This window comes from Clavibacter sp. GW821-FHT01D01 (assembly GCF_059422605.1).
This window is the reverse complement of sequence record NZ_JBWKXC010000005.1, coordinates 214,817-239,487: the sequence shown is the minus strand read 5'-3', so window position 1 is coordinate 239,487 and position 24,671 is coordinate 214,817. Positions and strand designations below refer to the sequence as shown.

19 protein-coding genes are annotated in these 24,671 nt (G+C 73.0%); 8 read left to right on the top strand and 11 right to left on the bottom strand.

Going from position 1 to position 24,671, the window contains the following annotated elements:
• Positions 1-41: 41 nt before the first annotated feature.
• On the bottom strand, positions 42-1,127 hold the full coding sequence (locus AC07VC_RS09390) for an ABC transporter substrate-binding protein (protein ID WP_317230134.1): 1,086 nt from the start codon (positions 1,125-1,127) through the stop codon (positions 42-44).
• 310 nt (positions 1,128-1,437) lie between these two features.
• On the opposite strand from AC07VC_RS09390, the gene AC07VC_RS09385 reads away from it, so the two are divergent.
• Positions 1,438-2,490 (top strand): LacI family DNA-binding transcriptional regulator, encoded by a 1,053-nt coding sequence (locus tag AC07VC_RS09385; protein ID WP_317230135.1) that lies wholly within the window; start codon positions 1,438-1,440, stop codon positions 2,488-2,490.
• Positions 2,491-2,500: 10 nt separating this feature from the next.
• Here AC07VC_RS09385 and AC07VC_RS09380 read toward each other — a convergent pair whose 3' ends face one another.
• The 8 genes from AC07VC_RS09380 to zapE form a co-directional block, all read right to left on the bottom strand.
• Complete coding sequence (locus tag AC07VC_RS09380; RefSeq protein WP_317230136.1) at positions 2,501-3,346, bottom strand: SDR family oxidoreductase; 846 nt, start codon at positions 3,344-3,346, stop codon at positions 2,501-2,503.
• Positions 3,347-3,485: 139 nt separating this feature from the next.
• Positions 3,486-5,462, bottom strand: a complete 1,977-nt coding sequence (locus AC07VC_RS09375) for an endo-1,4-beta-xylanase (RefSeq protein ID WP_494675878.1) — start codon at positions 5,460-5,462, stop codon at positions 3,486-3,488.
• Between the two features lie 203 nt (positions 5,463-5,665).
• Positions 5,666-6,499: a putative protein N(5)-glutamine methyltransferase gene (locus AC07VC_RS09370; RefSeq protein ID WP_494675877.1), complete on the bottom strand. Its 834-nt coding sequence runs from the start codon at positions 6,497-6,499 to the stop codon at positions 5,666-5,668.
• Between the two features lie 77 nt (positions 6,500-6,576).
• A complete protein-coding gene (locus AC07VC_RS09365; protein WP_494675876.1) occupies positions 6,577-7,008 on the bottom strand; it encodes a winged helix DNA-binding protein in 432 nt (143 codons plus the stop codon).
• 180 nt (positions 7,009-7,188) lie between these two features.
• Positions 7,189-8,028, bottom strand: a complete 840-nt coding sequence (locus tag AC07VC_RS09360) for an aldo/keto reductase (RefSeq protein WP_494675875.1) — start codon at positions 8,026-8,028, stop codon at positions 7,189-7,191.
• A gap of 184 nt (positions 8,029-8,212) precedes the next feature.
• Positions 8,213-9,010 (bottom strand): SDR family oxidoreductase, encoded by a 798-nt coding sequence (locus AC07VC_RS09355; protein WP_494675874.1) that lies wholly within the window; start codon positions 9,008-9,010, stop codon positions 8,213-8,215.
• A 145-nt stretch (positions 9,011-9,155) separates the two neighbouring features.
• On the bottom strand, positions 9,156-10,442 hold the full coding sequence (locus AC07VC_RS09350) for an ammonium transporter (RefSeq protein ID WP_317230566.1): 1,287 nt from the start codon (positions 10,440-10,442) through the stop codon (positions 9,156-9,158).
• Positions 10,443-10,707: 265 nt separating this feature from the next.
• Entirely contained in the window at positions 10,708-11,772 is a 1,065-nt protein-coding gene (gene zapE, locus AC07VC_RS09345) for a cell division protein ZapE (RefSeq protein WP_494675873.1), read from the bottom strand.
• Between the two features lie 159 nt (positions 11,773-11,931).
• Between zapE and AC07VC_RS09340 the strand changes: the two genes are divergently transcribed.
• From AC07VC_RS09340 to AC07VC_RS09310, 7 genes are all read left to right on the top strand, one after another.
• On the top strand, positions 11,932-12,843 hold the full coding sequence (locus AC07VC_RS09340) for a sulfurtransferase (RefSeq protein ID WP_494675872.1): 912 nt from the start codon (positions 11,932-11,934) through the stop codon (positions 12,841-12,843).
• Positions 12,840-13,280: a SufE family protein gene (locus AC07VC_RS09335; protein ID WP_317230563.1), complete on the top strand. Its 441-nt coding sequence runs from the start codon at positions 12,840-12,842 to the stop codon at positions 13,278-13,280. Before AC07VC_RS09340 ends, AC07VC_RS09335 begins: the two co-directional genes overlap by 4 nt.
• A complete protein-coding gene (locus AC07VC_RS09330; RefSeq protein ID WP_494675871.1) occupies positions 13,277-14,023 on the top strand; it encodes a dihydrofolate reductase family protein in 747 nt (248 codons plus the stop codon). Before AC07VC_RS09335 ends, AC07VC_RS09330 begins: the two co-directional genes overlap by 4 nt.
• Before the next feature lie 85 nt (positions 14,024-14,108).
• Complete coding sequence (locus AC07VC_RS09325; protein ID WP_104343067.1) at positions 14,109-14,705, top strand: DUF3000 domain-containing protein; 597 nt, start codon at positions 14,109-14,111, stop codon at positions 14,703-14,705.
• Positions 14,702-16,186 (top strand): ribonuclease D, encoded by a 1,485-nt coding sequence (locus AC07VC_RS09320; protein ID WP_494675870.1) that lies wholly within the window; start codon positions 14,702-14,704, stop codon positions 16,184-16,186. Before AC07VC_RS09325 ends, AC07VC_RS09320 begins: the two co-directional genes overlap by 4 nt.
• 71 nt (positions 16,187-16,257) lie before the next feature.
• Complete coding sequence (locus tag AC07VC_RS09315) at positions 16,258-17,469, top strand: thiolase family protein (protein WP_317229664.1); 1,212 nt, start codon at positions 16,258-16,260, stop codon at positions 17,467-17,469.
• Positions 17,466-19,595 carry a 3-hydroxyacyl-CoA dehydrogenase NAD-binding domain-containing protein gene (locus AC07VC_RS09310; protein ID WP_494675869.1) on the top strand — a complete coding sequence of 710 codons (2,130 nt, stop codon included), beginning with the start codon at positions 17,466-17,468 and terminating at the stop codon, positions 19,593-19,595. The genes AC07VC_RS09315 and AC07VC_RS09310 overlap by 4 nt, the downstream gene beginning before the upstream one ends.
• Before the next feature lie 67 nt (positions 19,596-19,662).
• On the opposite strand, the gene dxs is transcribed toward AC07VC_RS09310, so the two are convergent.
• A complete protein-coding gene (gene dxs / locus AC07VC_RS09305; protein WP_494675868.1) occupies positions 19,663-21,615 on the bottom strand; it encodes a 1-deoxy-D-xylulose-5-phosphate synthase in 1,953 nt (650 codons plus the stop codon).
• A 114-nt stretch (positions 21,616-21,729) separates the two neighbouring features.
• Positions 21,730-24,543: an aconitate hydratase AcnA gene (acnA, locus tag AC07VC_RS09300; RefSeq protein ID WP_317229667.1), complete on the bottom strand. Its 2,814-nt coding sequence runs from the start codon at positions 24,541-24,543 to the stop codon at positions 21,730-21,732.
• Positions 24,544-24,671 lie beyond the last annotated feature (128 nt).

Here is a 24,671-nt window from a genome sequence, read left to right as displayed (position 1 = left end):
CCCCCCCCCCCCCCCCCCCCCCCCCCCCCCCCCGGGGTCGATCAGTCCAGGTCGCCCTGGACGAGGGTCATGAACTCCTCGGCGGTGATGGCGCCGGTCACGAGCTGCGCGGCGTTCTGCTGCGAGGTCGTCGTGGCCTGCGCGGAGAAGTACGCCTCGAACCACGGGACGGTGGTGTCCGTGGAGGAGATGAGGTCGCGCACCTCGGTGGTCAGCGGCGAGGTCTCGACGTCGCCGTCGACGGTGAAGCCGGAGATGCGGCTGCTGTCCTGCAGGGCGACCGTGCCGTAGTTCTCGGTGATGCACTTCACCCAGGCGCGGCTGTCGTCGTTGAGCGCGGACTCGTTGATGGTGAAGGGCAGGCCCACGTTGGCGACGAGCTGGCTGCTGTCGCCGGACCCGCCGTCGACGTCGGGGAACGGCATGAAGCCGATGTTCTCCTCGCCGATCTCGTTCAGCTCCGGGTCCCCGATGCTGCTGAGGATCCAGCTGCCCATGTAGATCATGGGCGAGCTGCCGTTGAGGAACTGGTTGATGGAGGTGTCGTAGTCGATGGAGCCGACGCCCTGGCCGAAGTAGCCGGCGGCGCCGAGGTCGGCGACCTCCTGCGCGGCCGCCACGTACTCGGGGTCGGTCAGCTCGGCGTCGCCGTCCTTCACCTTCTGCAGCGCGTCCGGGCCGAGGTCGCGCTCGATGTAGTTGCCGATGAGGCGCGTGAGGGGCCAGCCCTGCTCGCCGCTGGCGGAGAACGGCACGACGCCGGCGTCCGCGAAGGTGGCGGCGGCCTCGACGAGCTCGTCCCAGCTCGTGGGGACCGCGATCCCCTGCTCGTCGAACTGCGCCTCGTTGTACCAGACGCCCTCGATGTTGTACTCGGTGGGGAGCACCACGAAGTCGCCGTCGTAGAGGGACTCGACGGTGGAGCGGGCCGCGGGCTCGATGCTGTCGGAGACGCCCAGGTCGTCGAAGAGGGTGCTGAGGTCGGCGCCGCTGCCGGCCTCCTTCAGCTGCAGGGTGAGCTCGCTGGTGTCGACGGCGTACATGACGGGGAGGCCGCCCTGGCCGGCGAGGAGCTGGACCTGCTGGTTGAGGTTGGTCTGGGGCACGGTGTCGACCTTCAACGGCATGGCCGCCTGCTCGGTGGCGCACGCGCCCTCCGCCAACGTTTGAAGCGTTCGAGGGACGACCTCGTTCTCGACGTTCCCGAGGACGGTGAACTCCGTGGGGGCAGCGCCCCCGCCGCCGCCGGCGCACGCGGACAAGGCCAAGATGGTCACGCCCGCTGCGGTGACCGCAGCAGCCCGACGAGCTGACTTGAGCAACATTCCTCCTTGAATGGCTGGACGCTCCAGAAGTTGAAGCGCTTCAAAGTAAGACACGCCCAGATCGCGATGTCAAGGGGCGTGCGCCGTCCGGGGCGGTACGCTCGGTCGCACCATGACGGTCTCCTCCTCGACTCCCCCGCGCCGGGCACCGCTCATGTCGGACGTCGCGAAGCTCGCCGGCGTCTCCATCGGCACGGTCTCGAACGTCCTCAACAGTCCCGCCGCGGTGCGGGCGAGCACGCGGGAGAAGGTGCTCGACGCCATCTCCACCCTGGGGTTCGTCCCCAACAGCACGGCCCGCAGCCTGGCGGTCGGCCGCGGGACGGCGATCGGCTTCATCGCGGTGGACCTCGGCAACTCCTACTTCCTCGACATCTCCCGCGGCATCGAGCAGGAGGCGGACGCCGGAGGGCGCCGCGTCCTGCTCGCGAACTCGGACGTCGACCTCGGGAAGCAGACGGCGCACCTGGAGCTGTTCGAGCAGGCGCGCGCGGCCGGCATCGTCCTCGCGCCCTTCGACGGCCCCCTGGACGAGGTGCGGGCGCTCCGCCGACGCGGGACGCAGGTCGTCTACGTGAACTGGCCGGGCGTCGAGGGCGAGAGCTGCGGCGTGGTCGTCGACGAGGTCCTCGGGGGCGAGCTGTCGGCGCGGCACCTCATCGAGCAGGGCAGGACGCGCCTCGCCTTCATCGGGGGTCCCTTCAGCCTGACCGCGGTCCGCGACCGCTTCGAGGGCGCCTCCCGCGCGGTCCGCGCCGCGTCGGGCGTGACGCTGGAGCTCATCACGACCCCCAAGCTGACGGTGCCCCCGGGGATCGCCGTGGGTCGGGAGCTGGCGGGGCGGGACGCGCGATCGCGTCCGGACGGGATCGTCTCCGCCTCCGACGCCCTGGCGGCCGGCATCGTGCAGTCGCTCGTCGTCGAGGGCGTCCGCGTCCCGGAGGACATCGCGATCGTCGGCTACGACGACAACCACTTCGCGGACAGCACGCTCCTGCCGCTCTCGACGGTGGGGCAGCCCGGCGTCGAGATGGGCCACCGGGCCATGCGCCTGCTGGCGGAGGAGATCGGGACGTCCGGCGACCACGTGCACGCCCACCAGACGGTCACGCTGTCGCCGCGGCTCATCGTCCGCGCCAGCAGCTCCGTCGGCGCGCTCGGCTAGCGGTCCGCGGCTACCCGGTCGACGCCGCGAGGAACGCGTCGAGCCCCACGGGCGGGCGGCCGAGCACGCGCTCCACGTCGCCGCTCACGTGCGCCATCTCCCCCGCGGCCATCGCCGTGTAGGTGCTGACCCACGCGTCCACCTGCCAGCGCGGCGCGCCCCAGCGCTCCCGGGAGGCGTACGCCTCCGCGAGGCTCTCGTCCCGGTAGGCGACGGGGCGGTCGCCGTGCGCCGTGAGGGTCGCCGCGACCTCGGCGAGGGAGAGCGCCTCGGGGCCGGTCAGGTCGTAGGTGACGTCGCGGTGCGCGTCGGGGTCCCGGAGCACCGCGGCGGCGACCTCGGCGACGTCCGACCGGGTCACGGCGGCGACGCGCCCCGCGCCGGCGGGCCCGCGGATCACGCCGTCGTCGCCCACGAGCGCGCTGATGAAGTCGAGGTAGAAGGCGTCGCGCAGGAGGGTCCAGCGCATCCCGGAGGCGCGGATCCGCTCCTCGGTCGCGTGGTGGTCGCGCGCCAGCGTGAAGGTCGCGTCCGGTGCCGCGCCGGCGAACGACGTGTAGACCACGTGCCGGACGCCCGCCTCCGCGGCCGCGTCCACGAACGCGCGGTGCTGGTCGAGCCGGTGCTCGTCCTCCGCCGCCGAGACCATGAGCAGCGTCTCCACGCCGCGCAGCGCGGCGAGCGACGCGCCGCGGTCCCCGTACGACGCCTCGTGGACGGTCGCCCCCGGGAGCCTCGGCGCCCGGGCCGGCGTGCGCGCGATCAGGCGCAGGGCGAGCCCCGCGTCGGCCAGGCGGCGGGCGACCTGGCCCCCGATGGCGCCCGTGACGCCGGTGACGGCGATCTGCCCGGTCATGCTGTCTCCTCTCCGCTCGAGGACGCCCGCCGTCCGGTGCGGACCCGGCGCGCCCCGCGGTGTCCCGACCCTAGCCCGGGCGCGACGCGGCCCCCGCCTCGCGAGGGGGACGGGGGCCGCGACGGAGCGGATCAGCGCATCACGAGCCGGCGCGGGTCACGATCACGTCGAAGGTGGTCGTCCGGACGTTCCCGGCGCGGTCCTTCGCGGTGCAGGACACGGTCGTCGTGCCGACGGGGAAGACGCCGCTGCGGGGCGGCGCGCACACCACCCGCACGTTCCCGTCGCGCGTGTCGATGGCCGACGGCAGCGCGTAGGGCACGCGGACGCCGGTCGCCTTCGTGGCGACCGCGGTGATGTCGTCGACGTCCGCGATGCGCGGGGCGGACAGGTCCGCCGGACGGGCCGGCAGCTTCCGCGCGTCCACGATGCCCCAGTAGGCGGGAGCCGCCTGCAGGTCGTCGTCGAACGGCAGCGGCTGCTCCCAGGGACGCGCGATGGGCCACGTGCGCAGCCAGCTGCGGGCGTTGCTCACGCCCCAGAAGGTGATCGAGTCGATGGACGACGACTGCTGGCGGATCATCTGGAACAGGTCGCGGTAGTAGTAGCCGACCTCGGCTCCGGCCTGCGCGTCGTCGTCGTAGACGGGCGTGTACGGATCCTGGGGTGCGCCGCTGACGTCCGCGCCCTCGTTCTGGTTCGACGCGTTCACGTCGAGCTCGGTGATGGCCTGGAGGAGGCGGGTGTCGATGCGCTCGACGGCACGGATGGAGTCGCGCAGCCACGACACGGGCCGGGCGAAGTCGACGTGCGCCTGGTGGCCCACCCCGTCGATCGGCACGCCGCGGGCGACGAGGGCGGAGACCAGCTCGAGGTAGTCGGCGCGCTTCGTCGGCAGCTCGGTGTTGTAGTCGTTGATGAACAGCTCCACGCCCGGGAAGTGGGCGCGCGCGAGGCGGAAGCCCTCGTCGACGAAGCCCTCCCCCAGCACCTGGTACCAGCGGCTGTCGCGCATGTCGTGCGCGTTGTCGTTGGGGCCGTCGGCGATGACCTCGTTGACGACGTCCATGGCCCAGATGGGGCTGTCGCCGTCGGGGTAGCGGGCCGCGATGTGGTCCGCGATGCCCGTGACGTGCGCCTCCATGCGGGCCTTCAGCAGCGCCTGGTCAGCGGGGCTGTCGGTGAGGGGGCGGTCGCCGTCGAGGAAGAACCAGGCGGGCGTCTGCGAGTGCCAGAACAGCACGTGGTAGTAGACGTCGGTCCCGGTGCGGTCGGCGAAGTCGAGCAGCTGGTCGAGCTGCGTGAAGGTGAACTGCCCCTCGACGGGCTGCACGCTCTCGGGCTTGCCGGCGTTCTCCGGGGTGAACGCGTCGAACTGGCGGCTCACGAGGTCCGCTCCCGCGCCGACCGTCTCGCGTCCGTCGATGGCGACGCCGACGTGCTCGATGCCGCGGGCGCCGAGGACGTCCCGGAGGGCGGGGATGTCCGTCTGCACGGGCGTCTCCACGGCGTCGCCGAGCTGGAAGTCGTCGAGCAGGAAGTCGGTGCCGACCGTCCCCTCCACGTAGACCTGCGCCTTGTCGACGGGACCGCCGAGCGTGTACGTGCCCGTGAGCTCCGTCCAGGCGTCGGCGGTGACGCGCGCCGCGGCTCCGGCGACGCCGTCGTAGCCGCTGCCGCCGCCGGTGTCGCGCTGCACGGACACCTTGAGCGACGCGGGCTCCTCGCCCGCGGCGAGGCGCGCCCAGACGGTGACCTCCACCTGCTGGCCGACGGCCAGCGCCGAGGTCACGTCGAGTGCGGCGCCGTGCCACTCCTGCGTGCGGTCCGCGACGAGGAGGCTGCCGGATCCGGTGTGGGCGATCGCGCTGGGCGAGATGCGGACGCCGTCGCCGCGCGGCGACCAGCCGTCCGTGCCGCCCTCGAAGCCGGAGCCGATGCCGGCGGGGGCGGCGTCGACGGCCTGGGCGGCGGGGGTGGCGAGGGCGCCGGCGGCCACGGCGAGGCCGAGGGCGGTGAGGGCGGCGAGCCCGCGGCGGCGGGCGGGCCGGCGGCCGTCCGGTCGGGGAGGGCTCACGTCCGCGAGCGCGGACGGCGTGGTGCGGGGAATGCTCATCGTCGAACACCTTCCATGTGGTCCGACGTCGATGTCGGATGCCCTCGACGCTCGCACCCTCCCCAACAGGGGGCAAGGTATTCGAAAACCTTTGTTGTGTTTGGCAACGAAAACGCCGCGGGGGTCCCGGTGGAGCGGGCGCGGCGATCCGGTGCCGCCTCGCGTGGCGCCGCGTCTCCGCATCGCCGCGGGCGCCGGCCGGCTCAGCCCGCGCGCCGCCCCGAGACGACGACGGTCCCGTCGTCCTCGTCCTCGTCCTCGTCCTCGCCGCCGGCCGCCGCGTCCGACACCGCTCCGCCGTGGTCGGCGTCTCCTCCGCCCGCCTCCGCCCGGGCCACGAGGCCGGCCGCGCGTAGGGCCTCCACGGCGGCGGTGGCCTGCGCATCCGACACCTCCAGGAGGAGGACTCCCCCGGGTGCGAGCCACGCGCCGCCCTCGGCGGCGACGCGCCGCAGCACGTCGAGCCCGTCCTCGCCGCCGTCGCGCGTCGCCGCCGGCTCGTGCAGGCGGGCCTCGGGAGGCATGAGCGCGAGCCCCGCGCGCGGCACGTAGGGCACGTTGGCGACGAGCACGTGGATCCGCCCGCGCAGCTCTCCCGGCAGCGCCGCCATGAGGTCGCCCCGGTGCACGGCGGCCCCGCGCGGCACGAGGTTCTCGGCCGCGCACGCGACGGCGCGGGGGTCGACGTCGGCGGCGTGGAGCTCGACGCCCGGCACCTCGTCGGCGATCACGGCGGCGATGGCCCCGGAGCCGCAGCACAGGTCCACCACGACCGGACGCGGAGCCGCTCGTGCCCGCGCGACGGCGATGCGCGCCAGCCGCTCGGTGCGGCGCCGCGGCACGAAGACGCCGGGCCGGACGACGATGCGGCGCCCCGCGAAGGCGGCCCAGCCGAGCACGGTCTCGAGGGGCTCGCCGGCGACGCGCGCCGTCGTCATCCGCTCGAGCGCCGCCGCGCGCGCAGCGTCGGCCCCGTCCGCCGGGTGGCGGTCCCGGGCCTCGGCGCGGAGCAGGTCCGCCTCCTCCTCGGCGAACACGCACCCGGCCGCGCGCAGCCGACCGATCAGCTCTCTAAGAGGGTCGGCGGCGGGGCGGTCGGGGCCGGACGGCGGGCTCAGTCGAGCTCCGCCTGGGAGAGGTGGTCGAGCAGCGCCGCGACGCGGAGGAGGTCGTCGGCGCGCACCGGCGGGCGGGCCTCCCGGGCCGCCCGCTCGAGCCAGTCCGCACGCGCCGCGCGGACCCGCAGCAGGAGCCCGCGGCCCGCCTCGGTGAAGTGCAGGTACGACCCGGACTCGTCCTCGGACTCCTGCACGAAGCCCTTGTGCATGAGCGAGGCGAGGCTGGGCACCGTCGCGGCGCGGGCCGTGCGCGTGTCGAGCGCGAGCGAGGCCCGGTCCATGCGCTCCGCGCCGTCGAGCCGGCGGAGGATGAGGATCTGCACGCCGGTCAGGCCGTCCCAGCTCGGGTCGACCGAGACGTCGATCCGCTCGGACAGGGTGATCATGGCGTCGGCGAGCCGGGCGTGCGCCGGAGTCGGATCGGTCACGGTGGTCCTCACGGTCGGTCGTGCTGTCCGGACCGGGTCCAGGCCCGGGCCGGCGAGCGTCGTGCCCCTCACGCTAGCCCTCCGGCCGCCGATCAGCCGGGCGACGGAGCCGGACGCGACGACGCCCGCCGCGGCCGAGGGCCGGGCGGGCGTCGCGCAGCCGGCGTGCCGGCGTGCCGATCAGGACGGGAACTGCGTGAAGTCCGCCGTCGCCGGGTCGGCGCCGAGGCGCGTGCCGGTCTCGAGGGTGTCGATCTCCGCGAGCTCCTCGATCGAGAGCTCGACCTCGATGCTCTGGAAGTTCGCGACGATGCGCTCCGGGGTGACCGACTTCGGGATGACGATGCGGCCCTGCGCCAGGTGCCACGCGAGCACGATCTGGGCGGGGGTGGCGTCGTGCTCCTTCGCGAGGCGCGTGACGACCTCCGACTCGAGGTCGGCGCCCTGGCCGAGGGGGCTGTACGCCTCGACCTCGATGCCGCGCTCGACCGAGAAGGTCGAGAGGTCGTGCTGCTGGAACGTCGGGTGCACCTCGATCTGGTTCACCGCGGGTACCACGTCGGTCTCGGCCGCCAGCTTCTCCAGGTGCTCCGGGAGGAAGTTGGAGACGCCGATGGCGCGGATGAGGCCCTCGGCGTGCAGCGCCTCGAACGTCTTCCAGGTCTCGACGTAGAGGCCGTGCTTCGGGTAGGGCCAGTGGATCAGGTACAGGTCGACCGCGTCGACGCCGAGCTTGCGGCGGCTGTCCTCGAAGGCCGTGCGGGCGCTGTCCGCGCCCTGGTCGCCGTTGCGGAGCTTCGTGGTGATGAAGAGCTCCTCGCGGGGGATGCCGGTCGCCGCGATGGCGGCGCCCACGCCCTCCTCGTTGTAGTAGCCGGCGGCGGTGTCGATGTGCCGGTAGCCGGCCTCGAACGCGCGCTCGACGGCCTGCTGGGTCTCGTCGGGCGGGGTCTGGAAGACGCCGAAGCCCAGCTGCGGGATGGTGACGCCGTTGTTGAGGGTGATGAGGGGGGATGCCATGTGCTCTCGTCTTCTTCGTCTCGATGGTCGGGGACGGGGATGGCCGTGACGGCCCTCCCGCGTCCACCCACCGTACGCCCGGCTCCCTCCCGGACGGCGGGGGCGCGGGGCGCTCCGCTCCGGGCGAACACCGGACGCGGTGAGCGGACAGCCGGCCGACCGGCGGTGCGGTCGACCGGTCTGCCTAGACGGACCGCCAGTCGTCGCTCGTGATGTGCGAGCCGCCCTGCGGTCCCATCTGCAGCATCCCGCCGTCGACCGCCCATGATGCGCCCGTGACGTATCCGGCGGCGTCGGACGCGAGGAAGGCGATCACGTCGGCGATCTCGTCGGCGTGGCCGGGGCGTCCGAGCGGGATGCCGGGGCGGGGGATGCCGCGCGGGTCCTCGTCGGTCTGCCCGGTCATGGGGGTCGCGATCTCGCCCGGCGCGACGCTGTTCACCGTGATCCCGTGCCGCCCGAGCTCGAGCGCTGCCGTCTTCACGAGCCCGCCCAGGCCGTGCTTGGCGGCGTCGTAGGAGCTCGACCCGACGCGCGGCTGGTGCTCGTGCACGCTGGTCACGGCGATGATGCGGCCGCCGGTGCCGGCCTCGACCATGAGGCGGGCGGCGGCCTGCATGACGACGAACGCACCGGTCAGGTCGACGGCGATCACGTGCTGCCAGCTGGCGAGGTCGGTGTCGAGGAACGGCGTGGAGTCGCCCGTCCCGGCGTTGCCCACGAGGACGTCGACCCCGCCGAGCTCGCCCGCGAGGCGGGTGACGACGTCCCCGGCGGAGTCGAGCTCCGCGGTGTCGAGCCGGGTCGTGACGGCGCGCACCCCGTGGGCCCGCGCCTCCTCGGCGGTGGCCTCCGCGCCCGCCTCGTCGTCGTGCCAGGTGATGCCCACGTCGAGGCCCGCCTTGGCGAGGGCCACGGCCGTGGATCGGCCGATGCCGGAGTCGGCGCCGGTGATGATCGCTCTTCTCGGTGTGAAGTCCATGCTCCCCAGTCAACGCCGGCCCGGAGGGCGCTGCCAAGGGAGACGGCGCGCGTCCCCCGGCGCGCGCCGCCTCCCCACCGCACGACGGACGGGCGCCGCCCCCTCGCGAGGTGCGGCGCCCGTCGTGGTCGACCGGGGGTGCGGGTCAGCGGCCGGAGGTCTCCAGCACGTAGCCCTCCTCGCCGTGGACGATCGTGTCGATGCCGGCGATCTCGTCCTCGTTCTTCACCCGGAAGCCCATGGTCTTCTGGATGACGGTGCCGATGACGTACGAGAGCACGAAGGAGTAGATCAGCACCGCGAAGGCGGCGAGGGCCTGCTTGCCGAGCTGCTCGAGCGAGCCCGAGTAGATGAGGCCGACGTCGGTGGCGAAGAGCCCGATGTACAGCGTGCCGATGAGGCCGCCGATGAGGTGGATGCCCACCACGTCGAGCGAGTCGTCGAAGCCGAGCTTGAACTTGAGCTCGATGGCGACGGCGCAGACGGCGCCGGCGACGAGGCCGAGGACGATGGCCCAGATCGGCGACAGGGCGGCGCACGCCGGGGTGATGGCGACGAGGCCCGCGACCGCACCGGATGCGGCGCCCACCGAGGTCGGCTTGCCGTCGCGGATCTTCTCGACGACGAGCCAGCCGAGGATCGCGGCGGCGGGAGCGGCGATGGTGTTGAGGAACGCGATGGCCGCGATGCCGTCGGCGGCGAGCTCGGAGCCGGCGTTGAAGCCGAACCAGCCGAACCACAGCAGGCCGGCGCCGAGGAGCACGAACGGCGGGTTGTGCGGGACGTGCATGCCCTTGGCGAACCCGACGCGCTTGCCGAGGACGAGCGACAGCGCGAGGGCCGCGGCGCCCGCGTTGATGTGCACCGCGGTGCCGCCGGCGAAGTCGATGGCGCCGACGTTGTAGGCGATCCAGCCGCCGTCGACGGTGGAGCCGTCGGCGATCGTGAAGTTGAAGACCCAGCTCGCGACCGGGAAGTAGACGATCGTCGCCCAGACGCCGGCGAACACCATCCACGCGCCGAACTTCGCGCGGTCGGCGATGGCGCCGGAGATGAGGGCCACGGTGATGATCGCGAAGGTCGCCTGGAAGGCGGCGAACGCGAGCGTCGGGTAGGCGCTCGTCTGCTCGCCGAGGGCGGCCGTGTAGGCGTCGCCGAGGCCGAGCTGGCCGAGGTCGACGCCGAGGATGCCGTCGATGCCGACGAAGCGCGGGTTGCCCGCGGCGCCGTCCGGTCCGTTCCCGAACGTGACCGCGTAGCCGTAGAGGACCCAGAGGAGCCCGATGAGGCCCATGGCCCCGAAGCTCATCATCATCATGCTGATGACGCTCTTGGCCTTGACGAGCCCGCCGTAGAAGAACGCCAGACCCGGCGTCATCAGGAGGACCAGCGCCGCGGCGATCAGGAGGAAGGCGGTGTTGCCTTGATCCATGGTGTTTCACCTCTCGTAGATCGTGCAGGGGTCGCACCGGACTGGAGGCGGGACGCCGCCCGTGTGGTCGGGGGGTTCGGCGTGAGCCGGGTGCCGGGTACGCGTCCAGTGTCCGGGGGCGAGGTTTCACGGGCTCGCCGGACGTGTTTCGGGCGCGTTACACGGGCACCGCGCGTGTGAACATCGTGTTTCCGGACCCGTCGGGGATGCTCGACGGGGCCGCCGGCCCAGCCGCGCCGGAGCCCGGTGGGCTATGCGGGGACGGCTACGCGTCGCGCCCGGCGGCCGTGAGGGAGATGAGCCGCGAGATGGCGCGCAGGTACTTCTTGCGGTATCCGCCGGCCAGCATCTCCGCGGAGAACGCCTCGTCGAACGGCGTGCCGGACGCCAGCAGCGGGATCTGGGCGTCGTACACGCGGTCGACGAACGCGACGAACCGGAGCGCGTCCGTCTGCCCCTGCAACTGGGTCACGTCGCGGAGCGCGATGACGTCGACGCCCTCGATGACCTTGACGTACTTGGAGGGGTGCAGCCGCGCCAGGTGCGCGACGAGCTCGGGGAACCCGTCGACGGTGACGGCGCGGCCGCCCTGCCGCGCCGCGTCGGCGCGCGCGTCGAGGTCGTCCGCCCCGACCGTGACGGCGTGGCCCTCGAAGGCGCGTCGGCGGTAGTCGAGCCCGTCGATGCGGATCGTGTCGAAGCGGTCGCTCATGGCCTGGATCTCGCGCAGGAAGTCCGCCGCGGCGAAGCGGCCCTCCCCCAGGGCGTTCGGCGGGGTGTTGCTCGTGGCCGCGATGCGCGTGCCCGTCTGGACGAGGTCCGAGAGCAGGCGCGTCATCATCATGGTGTCGCCCGGGTCGTCGAGCTCGAACTCGTCGATCGCCACGAGCGTGGCCCCGCGGAGGATCCCGACGGCGCCCTGGTAGCCGAGCGCCCCGACGAGCGCGGTGTACTCGATGAACGTGCCGAAGTACTTCGGTCCCGGCATGGCGTGCCAGAGCGACGCGAGCAGGTGGGTCTTGCCCACGCCGAACCCGCCGTCGAGGTACACGCCGGGCTTCGGCGCGGGTGCCTTCCGGCGGGAGAAGAGCCCGCCGCGGGACCCTGCGCGGTCGCCGGAGAACGCGCGGAGCACCTCCACCGCCTGCGCCTGGGTGTCGTACTCGGGATCCGGCCGGTAGGTGTCGAAGCGGGCCTCGTCGAACTGGCGCGGCGGCACGAGGTGCGCGGCGATCTCCGCGCCCGTGATGCTGGGCGAGCGGCCGACGAGCGCGCCGGCCTCCGCGCCCTCGGCGTCGTGGCTCCGCGATCCGATGTCGGCGTTCGTCACAGGTGGGTCTCCGGCTGTCATCGGGAAGGTCCCGCGCATCGCGAACCGTTACCGTGGATGGTGGTCGACGCGGTGCCCTGGGCGCCCGCGGAACACCCACCAGACTAGACCGCGTCCCACCGAGCGCGGCCCCCGCGGCCGCGAGATCAGGAGAGCCCCATGGCCGTCGAGCCGGACACCACCCCCAGGTTCGCCGAGTACGCCCACCCGGAGCGCCTCGTCAGCGGCGACTGGCTCCAGGAGCGCCTCGCGGACGGAGCACTGACCCCCGGCCTCGTGGTCGTCGAGTCGGACGAGGACGTGCTGCTGTACGAGACGGGCCACATCCCCGGTGCGGTCAAGGTCGACTGGCACACGGACCTCAACGACCCCGTGCAGCGCGACTACGTCGACGGCGAGCGCTTCGCCGAGCTCATGTCGGAGCGCGGGATCGCCCGCGACAGCACCGTCGTCATCTACGGCGACAAGAGCAACTGGTGGGCCGCGTACGCGCTCTGGGTCTTCACGCTGTTCGGTCACGAGGACGTCCGCCTGCTCGACGGCGGGCGCGACAAGTGGGTCGCCGAGGGCCGCCCGCTCACCACCGACGCCACCGAGGTCACGCCCGTGGAGTACCCCGTCGTGGAGCGCCGCGACGAGGAGATCCGGGCGTACAAGGAGGACGTGCTCGCGCACCTCGGCAACCCCCTGATCGACGTCCGCAGCCCCGAGGAGTACACGGGCCAGCGCACGACGGCGCCGGCCTACCCGGAGGAGGGCGCGCTCCGCGCCGGCCACATCCCCACCTCCCGCAACGTCCCGTGGGCGAAGGCGGCGGCCGAGGACGGCTCCTTCCGGACCCGCGCCGAGCTCGACGCCGTGTACCGCGAGGGCGCCGGCCTCGGCGACGGCGACGACGTGGTGGTCCTCTGCCGCATCGGCGAGCGCTCGAGCCACACGTGGTTCGTGCTCACCCACCTGCTCGGCTTCGAGGGCGTCCGCAACTACGACGGGTCCTGGACCGAGTGGGGCTCCGCCGTCCGCGTCCCCATCGTGCAGGGCGCCGAGCCCGGGGAGCTGCCCTCCCGATGACCGGCTCCCCCGCCCTGCCCGCCGCGCTCGCGGAGATCCGAGACGACTTCCTCGCGCTCGGGCAGCGCGACCGGCTCCTGCTGCTGCTCGACTTCAGCAACGAGCTCCCGGCCCTGCCCGAGCGCTACGCCGAGCACCCGGACCTCCTGGAGCGGGTCGAGGAGTGCCAGTCGCCGGTGTTCATGTTCGTGGAGGTCGTCGAGGGCGACGTGCACGTGCACGCCCAGGCGCCCGCCGAGGCGCCGACGAGCCGGGGCTTCGCGTCCATCCTCGCCCAGGGCCTCGAGGGGCTCCCCGCCGAGGAGGTCCTGGCCGTCCCCGACGACTACCCGTCCACGATCGGGCTCGACGCCGCGGTGTCGCCGCTGCGCATGCGCGGGATGACCGCGATGCTCGGCCGCGTCAAGCGCCAGGTGCGCGAGCGGCTCGCCGGGTGAGGATCACGCGGGTCCTGCCCGTCGCCGGCCCCGGCGGGGACGCGGGTCCGCGCGGGCTCGACGACGAGGGCACCCGGGACTGGCTCGAGGGCCTCTACCGGCCGGACTCCGGCGAGCACGTGCGCCTCAACTTCGTCGCGTCCGTCGACGGGAGCGTCATCGGCGCCGACGGGTCGTCCGACAGCCTGAGCAGCGTCGTCGACCGCCGGATCCTGGGGGTCATCCGCGAGCTCGCGGACGTCGTCCTCGTCGGCGCCGGCACGGTCCGCACGGAGCGGTACGTGCTCCCCCGGCGCACGCCGCTGGCGGTCGCCACCTCATCCGGCGACCTCTCCGGCCACCGCTTCGACCCCGAGCACGCCGACGGCCGGCTGATCGTGCTCTGCCCGCCCGAGGCGCGCGATCGGGCCCTCGCGACGCTCGCGGGCGTCCCCGCCGAGCTCGTGCCCGTGCCCCTCGGCGCCGCGGCGGACGGCCGGCTCGGGGGCGACGACGTCGTCGACGCGCTCCGCGGCCTGGGGCTCGCGAGCGTGGTGTGCGAGGGCGGACCCGCCCTCGCCGCGGCGCTGCTGACGGCGGGCCGCGTGGACGAGCTCTGCCTGACCACCTCCCCGGAGCTCGTCACCCCGCGCACGCCGCTCGTCCCCGTCGGCTCCGGCGTGGACGCGCGGATGCGCCTCGCGCAGCTCCTCGTGGACGACGACCACCGCACCTACGCCCGTTGGAGCGTCGCCCGCGGCTGATCCCCTGGTCGCGGCGGGATCGGCGGCCTGTCGCGCCTCCGGCGTGGCTCCCGGCCGCCGCGACGGCGGACCGTAGTCTGCCCACGTGGTAGACACCCGTGACAGCGCCGAGGATCCACCCGAGTTCCGCGCGGCGCTCGACGCGCTCCGGCGCGCGACCACCCGGTCCGAGCTCGTGCTCACCGAGATCCCCTCGCCCGCCGGCGGGCTGGCCCCATACGCCGTGGCGCTGGCCGCCGACGTGTCCCCCTCGGGCCACGCGGCGGACTCCGAGCTCGGCACGGGCCGCTTCATCCTGCTGCACGACCCGGAGGAGCCGGACGCGTGGGGTGGCGCCTTCCGCATCGTGTGCTTCGCGCAGGCGCCGCTGGAGACCGACATGGGGACCGACCCGTTCCTCGCCGACGTGGCCTGGTCCTGGCTCGTGGACGGACTCGCGTCCCGCGGTGCCCGCTACTCCGCGCCCTCGGGCACGGCGACGCGCATCATCTCCACCGGCTACGGCGAGCTCGCCCGGCAGGGCAGCGGCGCCAAGATCGAGCTCCGGGCCTCCTGGACCCCGGCGGACAGCGACGTGACCGCCCATGTGGAAGGCTGGGGGGAACTACTGTGCATGCTCGCCGGACTGCCTCCCGCGGGCGAAGGAGTGACACTGCTATCAGCGCGACGCACCCGGACGTGAACGCCCCGTCCGACACCCCCGACCCCGACGCGACCCCCGCGTCCCCGGCAGCCGCGGCCCGGCTCAGCCGTCCGGCCATGGGCGCGTCGCTCTTCTCCGACGTCCCGGGATCCACCGCCACCGACGCGGTCATCGCCCGGACGCGGACCCGCACGCGGCGGACGGAGTCGGCACCCGACGCCGACGCCCGCGCGCACGCGGCGGTGACGCCCCCGGCGCCGTCCCCCGCGGCCGAGCCCGCGGCGCCGGCGGACGTCCGCGCGCCGCTGCGCGAGGCGGCGGCCACCGGCGACCTCACGGTCATCGACACGCGCGAGGAGTACCTGCGCGCCGTCGAGGCGATCGCCCAGGGCACCGGTCCCATCGCCGTCGACGCCGAGCGGGCGTCCGGCTTCCGCTACAGCCAGCGCGCCTATCTCATCCAGGTGTTCCGCCGCGGGGCGGGCACGTTCCTGTTCGACCCGCCCGCCGTCGGCGGCTTCTCCGAGCTCGACGAGGTCATCCGCGACGTCGAGTGGGTCCTGCACGCGGCCAGCCAGGACCTCGCGTGCCTCCGGGAGGTCGGCCTCGACCCCCGGCGCATCTTCGACACCGAGCTCGCCTCGCGCCTGCTGGGCCTGCCGCGCGTCGGCCTCGGCACGGTCGTCGAGGAGCTCCTCGGCATCCACCTGGCGAAGGAGCACTCGGCGGCCGACTGGTCGACCCGCCCGCTCCCCCGCGCCTGGCTCGTCTACGCCGCGCTCGACGTGGAGCTGCTCGTGGACGTGCGCGACGAGATCGCGCGCCGCCTCGAGGAGCAGGGCAAGACGGCCATCGCCGAGCAGGAGTTCCAGGCGACCATCGCCAAGGAGGCGAAGCCCGCCCGGGTCGAGCCGTGGCGCCGCCTCAGCGGCCTGCACGGCATCCGCGGGGGCCGCAACCTCGCCGTCGCCAAGGAGCTGTGGGAGGCCCGCGACGCGTACGCGCGCGAGGTCGACACGAGCCCCGGCCGCCTGGTCCCCGACGGGTCCCTCGTCGCCGTGGCGCGCGTCCTGCCGCAGTCCAAGCGCGACCTCGCCGCCGTGCGCGAGTTCTCGGGCCGCGCGAGCCGGAGCGAGATCGACCGCTGGTGGGCCGCCGTCGAGCGGGGCCTCGCCGCGACCGAGTTCCCGCAGCTGCGCGGCACGGGCGAGTCGATGCCGCCGCCGAAGGCCTGGGCCGACAAGGACCCCGCGGCCGACCGGCGCCTGAAGCGCGCCCGCGTGGCCGTGCAGGAGGTCGCGACCGCGATGGGCGTCCCCCAGGAGAACGTGCTGACGCCCGAGGTGCTGCGCCGCGTCGCGTGGACGCCGCCCGCCGACCTCGCTCCCGACTCCGTCGCGGCGGCCCTCGAGTCGTGGGGCGCGCGGCCCTGGCAGATCGAGGCGACGGCTGCCGCGGTGGCCTCCGCCTTTGTCGATGCCGACCAAGCCGACGACCCGACGGACGACGGGGCCTCGTAGGAACAGTCAACGGATTCGGCTCCCCACCGGCCTCTCCCTAGGGTGGGGGAAATCGATGCGAGGAGGCGTCAGTGGTCGAGAGAGCCGAAGTCCATTTCGTGGACGGGGTCCGCACCCCGTTCGGACGAGCAGGTGAGAAGGGCATGTACTGGCGGACCCGCGCCGACGACCTGGTGGTCAAGGCCATGATCGGGTTGCTGGAGCGGAACCCGCAGGTGCCGAAGGACCGGATCGACGAGGTCGCCATCGCGGCCACGACCCAGACGGGCGACCAGGGTCTCACCCTCGGCCGCACGGCCGCGCTGCTGGCGGGTCTCCCCCGCTCCGTCCCGGGCTACGCCATCGACCGCATGTGCGCCGGCGCCATGACGAGCGTCACGGCCACCGCCGGCGGGATCGCGTTCGGCGCGTACGACCTCGCCATCGCGGGCGGCGTCGAGCACATGGGCCGCCACCCCATGGGCTTCGACGCGGACCCGAACCCGCGGTTCCTCGCGGAGCGCCTCGTGAGCGAGGACGCCCTCAACATGGGCCGCACGGCCGAGCGCATCCACGACCGCTTCCCGTCGCTCACCCGCGAGCGCGCGGACCGGTACGCCCTCGCGAGCCAGCAGAAGACGGCGCTCGCATACGCCGCGGGCGACATCCAGCCGGACCTCGTGCCCGTCGCCACGCGCAACGACGACGGCTGGGGCCTCGCGACCCGCGACGAGGCCATGCGCCCCGAGACGACGCTCGAGGGCCTGGCCGGTCTCCGCACCCCGTTCCGCCCCCACGGGCGCGTGACGGCCGGCAACTCGTCGGGCCTGAACGACGGCGCCACCGCGGCGCTCCTCGCGAGCGGCGACGCCGTGAAGGAGCTGGGGCTCGCGCCGAAGATGACCCTGGTGTCGTTCGCCTTCGCCGGCGTCGAGCCCGAGATCATGGGCATCGGTCCGGTCCCGAGCACGGAGAAGGCCCTGCGCAAGGCCGGGCTGACCATCGACGACATCGGCCTGTTCGAGCTCAACGAGGCGTTCGCCATCCAGGTGCTCAGCCTCCTCGACCACTTCGGCATCGACGACGCCGACCCGCGCGTGAACGAGTACGGCGGCGCGATCGCCGTCGGCCACCCGCTCGCCTCGAGCGGCGTGCGGCTCATGAACCAGCTCGCGCGCCAGTTCGAGCAGCACCCCGAGGTCCGCTACGGCCTCACCGCCATGTGCGTCGGCCTCGGCCAGGGCGGCAGCGTCATCTGGGAGAACCCGCACTTCACCGGCAAGAGGAAGAAGAGGAACAAGTGACTGACACCAGCCGCTTCCGGGAGCTCGTGGCGCTCGATCCCGACGAGGTCGTCACGCACTCGCACGTCCGCGACGTGCCGCTGCCCTCGGGCGGGGTCCTCGCGCTCGTCACGCTCGACAACGGGCGCGACCACACGCGGCCCTCGACCCTGGGTCCTGCGACGCTGCTGGAGCTCGCGGACGCGCTCGACGTGCTCGCGGCGCGGGCCGCCCGGGGCGAGATCGCCGGGGTGGCGATCACGGGCAAGCCGTTCATCCTCGCCGCGGGCGCCGACCTCAGCAAGGTGGGCGAGATCCCGAGCCGCGAGGTGGGCCGGCAGATGGCGCAGCTCGGCCACGACACGCTCGGGCGGCTCCACCGCCTCGGCGTGCCGTCGTTCACGTTCATCAACGGGCTGGCGCTCGGCGGCGGCCTCGAGATCGGGCTGAACTCCGACTACCGCACCGTCGATGCGTCCGTGCCGGCCGTCGCGCTCCCCGAGGTGTTCCTCGGCATCATCCCCGGCTGGGGCGGCGCGTGGCTGCTCCCCAACCTCATCGGCATCGAGAACGCCCTCAAGGTGATCATCGAGAACCCGCTGAAGAACAACCGCACCCTGAAGGCCGCCGACGTCATGGAGCTCGGCATCGCCGACGCGTCCTTCCCGTCGGCGTCGTTCCTGGAGCAGTCGATCCGGTGGGCCGACGGCGTCATCTCCGGCGCCGTCGAGGTCAAGCGCCCGAACGCCCCCGGCCGGCTCGAGAGGCTGGCCAAGTGGGACGTCGCCATCGGCATCGCCCGCAAGTCCCTCGAGCAGCGCATCGGCAAGGTCGCGCAGTCGCCGTATCGTGCGCTCGACCTCCTGAAGGCGGCGAAGGGCAGCACCCGCGAGGAGGGCTTCGCCGCGGAGGACGAGGCCCTCGCCGACCTCATCTCGGGCGACCAGTTCCGGGCGAGCATCTACGCGTTCGACCTCGTGCAGAAGCGCGCCAAGCGCCCGGCGGGAGCTCCCGACAAGGAGCTCGCCCGTCCCGTGACGAAGGTGGGCGTCGTCGGCGCCGGGCTCATGGCGTCGCAGTTCGCGCTCCTGTTCGTGCGCCGCCTGCAGGTCCCGGTGGTCATCACCGACCTCGACCGTGCGCGGGTGGACGCGGGCGTCGCCGGGATCCACGGCGAGATCCGCAAGCTCGCCGAGAAGGGGCGCATCTCCCCCGACGAGGCCAACCGGCTCACCGCCCTCGTCACGGGGACGACCGACAAGGCCGACTTCGCCGACGCGGACTGGGTCATCGAGGCCGTGTTCGAGGAGCTGGGCGTGAAGCAGGCGGTGTTCGCGGAGATCGAGCAGCACGTCTCCGAGACGGCGATCCTCGCCACGAACACCTCGAGCCTGTCGGTGGAGCGCATCGCCGAGCGCCTCGCGCACCCGGAGCGCGTCGTCGGGTTCCACTTCTTCAACCCGGTCGCGGTGATGCCGCTCATCGAGGTCGTGCGGACGCCGCGGACCACCGACGAGGCGCTGTCGACCGCGATGCAGGTCGCGCGGAAGCTCAAGAAGAACGCGGTCATCACGCGCGACACCCCGGGCTTCGTCGTGAACCGGATCCTCGCGAAGGTCCTCGGCGAGGCCATGCACGCGGTGGACACGGGCACGCCCTTCGACGTGGTCGACCGCTCGCTCGCGCCGTTCGGCCTGCCGATGACGCCGTTCGAGCTGCTCGAGCTCGTCGGGCTCAAGGTCGGCGCGCACGTGCTGGACACGCACCACGCGGCTTTCCCGGACCGCTTCTTCGAGAGCCCGAACCTGCACCGGCTCGCGGACCTCGGGCGCATCTACGCGCGCGACTCCAAGGGCCGCCCGACGGGCTTCGACAAGGAGGCCGTGCGCATCGTGAAGGGCGGCACCGAGCCGATGACGGCCGAGGAGATCCGCGCGCGCGTCGAGACGGGCCTCGCCGACGAGGTGCACCGCATGCTCGAGGACGACGTCGTGCACGCGGCGGAGGACATCGACCTCTGCCTCATCCTCGGGGCGGGCTACCCGTTCCAGATGGGCGGGCTCACGCCGTACCTGGACCGCGTCGGCGCGAGCGAGCGCGCGTTCGGCGACACGTTCCACCACCCGCCCATCCGCGGCGTGGCGTAGCGGCGCCCGCACGACCAGGAGGGCCCGGCCGCATCGCGGCCGGGCCCTCCTCCATGCGCGGCGGGCCTCAGGCCTGCTCGTCGTCCTCACCGGGCACGGAGACGCGCTCCCCGTCCGCCCTGAGCGGCCGCGCCGCGGGCACGCGGCTGCCGAGCACCTGCGCGACCACGTCGCGCGCGATGTGCTGCGGCGTGAGGCCCACGCGCTCGAGGATCTCCGACCGCGTGCCGTGGTCGAGGAACTCGTCCGGGAGCCCCAGCTCGGTCACGCCCGTGTCGATGCCCGCCTCGCGGAGGTCCTGGCGGATCCGCGTGCCGATGCCGCCGACGACTACCCCGTCCTCGATGGTCACCACGAGGCGGTGCGTCCCGCCGAGCTCCACGACGCTGCGCGGCACGGGCACGACCCAGCGGGGATCGACGACCGTGGCGCCGATGCCCTGGGCCGCGAGCCGCTCGGCGACCTCGATGCCCATGGACGCCATCGGGCCGACGGTGACGATCAGCACGTCGTGCGCGTCCGACTCGTGGAGCACGTCCACGCCGTCGTCGAGGCGGCGGACCGCCTCGATCTCGTCGCCCACGCTGCCCTTGGAGAAGCGCACGACGGTGGGCCCGTCGTCGACCTTGACGGCCTCCCCCAGCTCCTCGCGGAGGCGCGTGGCGTCGCGCGGCGCGCTGAGGCGGATGTGCGGCACGATCTGCAGCAGCGCCAGGTCCCACATGCCGTGGTGGCTGGGGCCGTCCGGTCCGGTGACGCCCGCCCGGTCGAGCACGAAGGTCACGCCCGCGCGGTGGAGGGCGACGTCCATGAGCACCTGGTCGAAGGCGCGGTTGACGAAGGTGGCGTAGAGCGCGACGACGGGGTGCAGGCCGCCGTACGCGAGGCCGGCGGCGCTCGTGACGGCGTGCTGCTCGGCGATGCCGACGTCGTGGACGCGGTCCGGGTGCTTCTCGGCGAAGCGGTGCAGGCCGACGGGGCGGAGCATCGCCGCGGTGATCCCCACGATGCGCGGGTCCTCGTCGGCGAGGGCGAGGATCTCGTCGGCGAAGACGCTGGTCCAGCTCACGGCCTGCGACGGGTCGATCGGCTCGCCCGTCTCGGGGTCGATCTGGCCGACCGCGTGGAACTGGTCGGCGACGTCCCGGCGGGCCGGCTCGTAGCCCCGGCCCTTCTCCGTGATGGCGTGCACGATGACGGGGGCGCCGTAGTCGCGCGCCTGCCGGAGCGCCTCCTCCATGGCCTGCTGGTCGTGGCCGTCGATGGGTCCCAGGTACTTGATGTCGAGGTTCGAGTACAGCGCCTCGTTGTCCGTGACGCGCGTGAGGAACCCGTGCAGGCCGCCCCGCAGGCCGCGGTAGAGGCTGTCCCCGGGCGCCCCGAACACGCCGAAGACGCGCTGGCTGGTCTCGTAGAGCCCGCGGTAGGTGCGCCGCGTCCGCACGGTGTTGAGGAACCGCGCCATGCCGCCGATGGTCGGCGCGTAGGAGCGGCCGTTGTCGTTGACGACGATGATCAGCTTCCGCGTGTTGTCGTCGGAGATGTTGTTGAGCGCCTCCCACGTCATGCCGCCGGTGAGGGCTCCGTCGCCCACCACCGCGACGACGTGGCGGTCGGTCTGGCCGGTGATGCCGAAGGCGCGGGAGATCCCGTCCGCCCAGCTCAGCGAGCTCGACGCGTGCGAGCTCTCCACGATGTCGTGCTCCGACTCGGCGCGCTGCGGGTACCCGGCCAGCCCGCCGGACTCGCGGAGCCGGGAGAAGTCCTGCCGGCCGGTGAGCAGCTTGTGGACGTACGACTGGTGCCCGGTGTCGAAGACGATGGGGTCGCGCGGGGAGTCGAACACGCGGTGGATCGCGAGCGTCGTCTCCACGACGCCGAGGTTCGGCCCGAGATGGCCGCCCGTCTTGGAGACCTCCGCGACGAGGAACTGCCGGATCTCCACCGCGAGCTCGAGCATCTGCTCGTGGCTCAGCCGGTCGAGGTCCCGGGGTCCCGTGATCGTCTCCAGGATTCCCATGCTGACCGCCTTCCCTCGGACGCCATGTCGCGACGTCCGCCTCATCGAGTGTACGCAGGGCCCTGCATGCACGAAGGAGGCCGGGCGTCGCCGCCCGGCCTCCTCAGCCTCCTGTTACGCGACGAGGCTGCGCAGTACGTACTGCAGGATCCCGCCGTTGCGGTAGTAGTCCGCCTCGCCGGGGGTGTCGATGCGCACGACCGCGTCGAACTCCACCGTCTCCTTGCCCGCGGGCGAGTCGGAGGTGGGCGCGGCGACGACGCGCACGGTGCGGGGCGTGGTGCCCTGGTTCAGCTCCTCGAGCCCCTGGATGCTGATCTCCTCGGTGCCGTCGAGGCCGAGCGTGTCCCAGGTCTCGCCCGCGGGGAACTGCAGCGGGACGACGCCCATGCCGATGAGGTTGGAGCGGTGGATGCGCTCGAAGCTCTCGGTGATGACCGCCTTGACGCCCAGGAGGCTGGTGCCCTTCGCCGCCCAGTCGCGCGACGAGCCGGAGCCGTACTCCTTGCCGCCGAGGATGACGAGCGGGGTGCCGGCGGCCTGGTAGTTCTGCGCCGCGTCGTAGATGAAGGACTGCGGGCCGTCGGGCTGCGTGAAGTCCCGCGTGTACCCTCCCTCGACGCCGTCGAGCAGCTGGTTGCGGAGCCGGATGTTCGCGAACGTGCCGCGGATCATGACCTCGTGGTTGCCGCGACGCGAGCCGTAGGAGTTGTAGTCCTTGCGTCCCACGCCGTGCTCGTCGAGGTAGTGGCCCGCGGGGCTGTCGGCCTTGATGGAGCCGGCGGGGCTGATGTGGTCGGTGGTGACCGAGTCGCCGAGCTTCGCGAGGACGCGGGCTCCCTGGATGTCGGTGACGGGCGTGATCTCCATCGTGAGCCCCTCGAAGTACGGGGGCTTCCGCACGTAGGTGGACTCCGCGTCCCACTCGAACGTCGCGCCCGTGGGCGTCGGGAGCGAGCGCCAGCGCTCGTCGCCGTCGAAGACGCCCGCGTACTGGTGCGTGAACATGCCGGTGTCGATCGAGCTGTCGATGGTCGACTGGACCTCGTCGGCATCCGGCCAGATGTCCTTGAGGAACACGTCGTTGCCCTCGGTGTCGGTGCCGAGCGCGTCGGAGTCGAAGTCGAAGTTCATCGACCCGGCCAGCGCGTACGCGATCACGAGCGGCGGGCTCGCGAGGTAGTTCATCTTCACGTCGGGGTTGATGCGGCCCTCGAAGTTCCGGTTGCCGGAGAGGACGGCCGTGACGGCGAGGTCGTTGTCCTGCACCGCGGTCGAGATCTCGTCGAGCAGCGGGCCCGAGTTGCCGATGCAGGTGGTGCAGCCGTAGCCGACCGTGTAGAAGCCGAGGTCCTCGAGGTACGTGGTGAGGCCGGACTTTTCGTAGTAGTCGGTGACGACCTTGGACCCGGGCGCGAGGGTCGTCTTGACCCACGGCTTGGCCTTCAGCCCCTTCTTGCTGGCGTTGCGGGCGAGGAGCCCCGCCGCGAGCATGACCGACGGGTTCGACGTGTTGGTGCACGACGTGATGGCCGCGATGGCGACGGCGCCGTGGTCGAGCGTGAAGTCGCGGCCGTCCTCGAGCGTGACACGGGTGGGCTTCGTGACGGAGGCCGGGCTCTGCGACGCGTGGTGGTGCTCGTGCGTGGAGTGCTCGTCCTCGGGCTGCAGCTCCCCGGGGTCGGACGCGGGGAAGCTCATCGCCGAGGCGAGGTCCACGATGTCGTGGTCGACCTGCGCGTAGTCGTTGAGGTCGCGCTCGAACTGCGACTTCGCGTCGGTCAGCTCGATGCGGTCCTGGGGGCGCTTCGGGCCGGCGATGGAGGGGACGACCGTCGAGAGGTCGAGCTCCAGGTACTCGCTGAAGGACGGCTCGACGGAGGCGTCGTGCCAGAGGCCCTGGGCCTGGGCGTAGGCCTCGACGAGCGCCACCTGCTCCTCGCTGCGGCCGGTGAGGCGCAGGTACTCGAGCGTGACGTCGTCGATGGGGAACACCGCGGCGGTCGAGCCGAACTCGGGGCTCATGTTGCCGATGGTGGCGCGGTTCGCGAGCGGCACGGCGCCGACGCCGGATCCGTAGAACTCGACGAACTTGCCGACGACGCCGTGCTTGCGGAGCATCTGCGTGATGGTGAGCACCACGTCGGTGGCGGTGACGCCCGTGGGGATCTCGCCCGCGAGCTTGAAGCCGACGACCTTGGGGATGAGCATGGAGACGGGCTGGCCGAGCATGGCCGCCTCGGCCTCGATGCCGCCGACCCCCCAGCCCAGCACGCCCAGGCCGTTGACCATGGTGGTGTGGGAGTCGGTGCCGACGCAGGTGTCGGGGTAGGCCTGCAGGACGCCGCCCACCTCGCGCGTCATCGTGACGCGGGCGAGGTGCTCGATGTTGACCTGGTGGACGATGCCGGTCCCCGGCGGGACGACCTTGAAGTCCTCGAACGCCGTCTGGCCCCAGCGGAGGAACTGGTACCGCTCGCCGTTGCGCTCGTACTCGATGTCGACGTTGCGCTCGAGCGCGTCCTCGGAGCCGAAGAGGTCGGCGATGACCGAGTGGTCGATGACGAGCTCCGCCGGCGCCAGCGGGTTGATCTTCGTGGGGTCGCCGCCCAGCTCGCCGACGGCCTCGCGCATGGTGGCGAGGTCGACGATGCAGGGCACGCCCGTGAAGTCCTGCATCACGACGCGCGCGGGCGTGAACTGGATCTCGGTGTCGGGATCGGCCTCGGGCACCCAGTCGCCGAGGGCGCTGATCTGGCTGCCGGTGACGTTCTTCCCGTCCTCCGTGCGGAGCAGGTTCTCGAGCAGCACCTTGAGGCTGAACGGGAGGCGCTCGTGGCCCGCCACGGTGTCGATGCGGTAGATCTCGTAGTCGGTGTCCCCGACGCGGAGTGTGTCCTTCGCGCCGAAGCTGTTGATTGCAGACACGTGGCCCTCTTCCCTCGCTGGATGGGCGCGGAACTCGAATTCCGCCCGTCACCCGATCTTGGTCGCCCGCCGCGGCCGGGTCCAGTAAGGCGACCCTGAACGGGGCACCCGACGCGGGGCGGGGACGG

Coding starts and splice junctions, on each gene's coding strand:
- AC07VC_RS09390 (WP_317230134.1), bottom strand. CDS start 1,127: ATGCCGTTGAAGGTCGACACCGTGCCCCAGACCAACCTCAACCAGCAG.
- AC07VC_RS09385 (WP_317230135.1), top strand. CDS start 1,438: ATGACGGTCTCCTCCTCGACTCCCCCGCGCCGGGCACCGCTCATGTCG.
- AC07VC_RS09380 (WP_317230136.1), bottom strand. CDS start 3,346: ATGACCGGGCAGATCGCCGTCACCGGCGTCACGGGCGCCATCGGGGGC.
- AC07VC_RS09375 (WP_494675878.1), bottom strand. CDS start 5,462: ATGAGCATTCCCCGCACCACGCCGTCCGCGCTCGCGGACGTGAGCCCT.
- AC07VC_RS09360 (WP_494675875.1), bottom strand. CDS start 8,028: ATGGCATCCCCCCTCATCACCCTCAACAACGGCGTCACCATCCCGCAG.
- AC07VC_RS09355 (WP_494675874.1), bottom strand. CDS start 9,010: ATGGACTTCACACCGAGAAGAGCGATCATCACCGGCGCCGACTCCGGC.
- AC07VC_RS09350 (WP_317230566.1), bottom strand. CDS start 10,442: ATGGATCAAGGCAACACCGCCTTCCTCCTGATCGCCGCGGCGCTGGTC.
- AC07VC_RS09340 (WP_494675872.1), top strand. CDS start 11,932: ATGGCCGTCGAGCCGGACACCACCCCCAGGTTCGCCGAGTACGCCCAC.
- AC07VC_RS09335 (WP_317230563.1), top strand. CDS start 12,840: ATGACCGGCTCCCCCGCCCTGCCCGCCGCGCTCGCGGAGATCCGAGAC.
- dxs (WP_494675868.1), bottom strand. CDS start 21,615: ATGGGAATCCTGGAGACGATCACGGGACCCCGGGACCTCGACCGGCTG.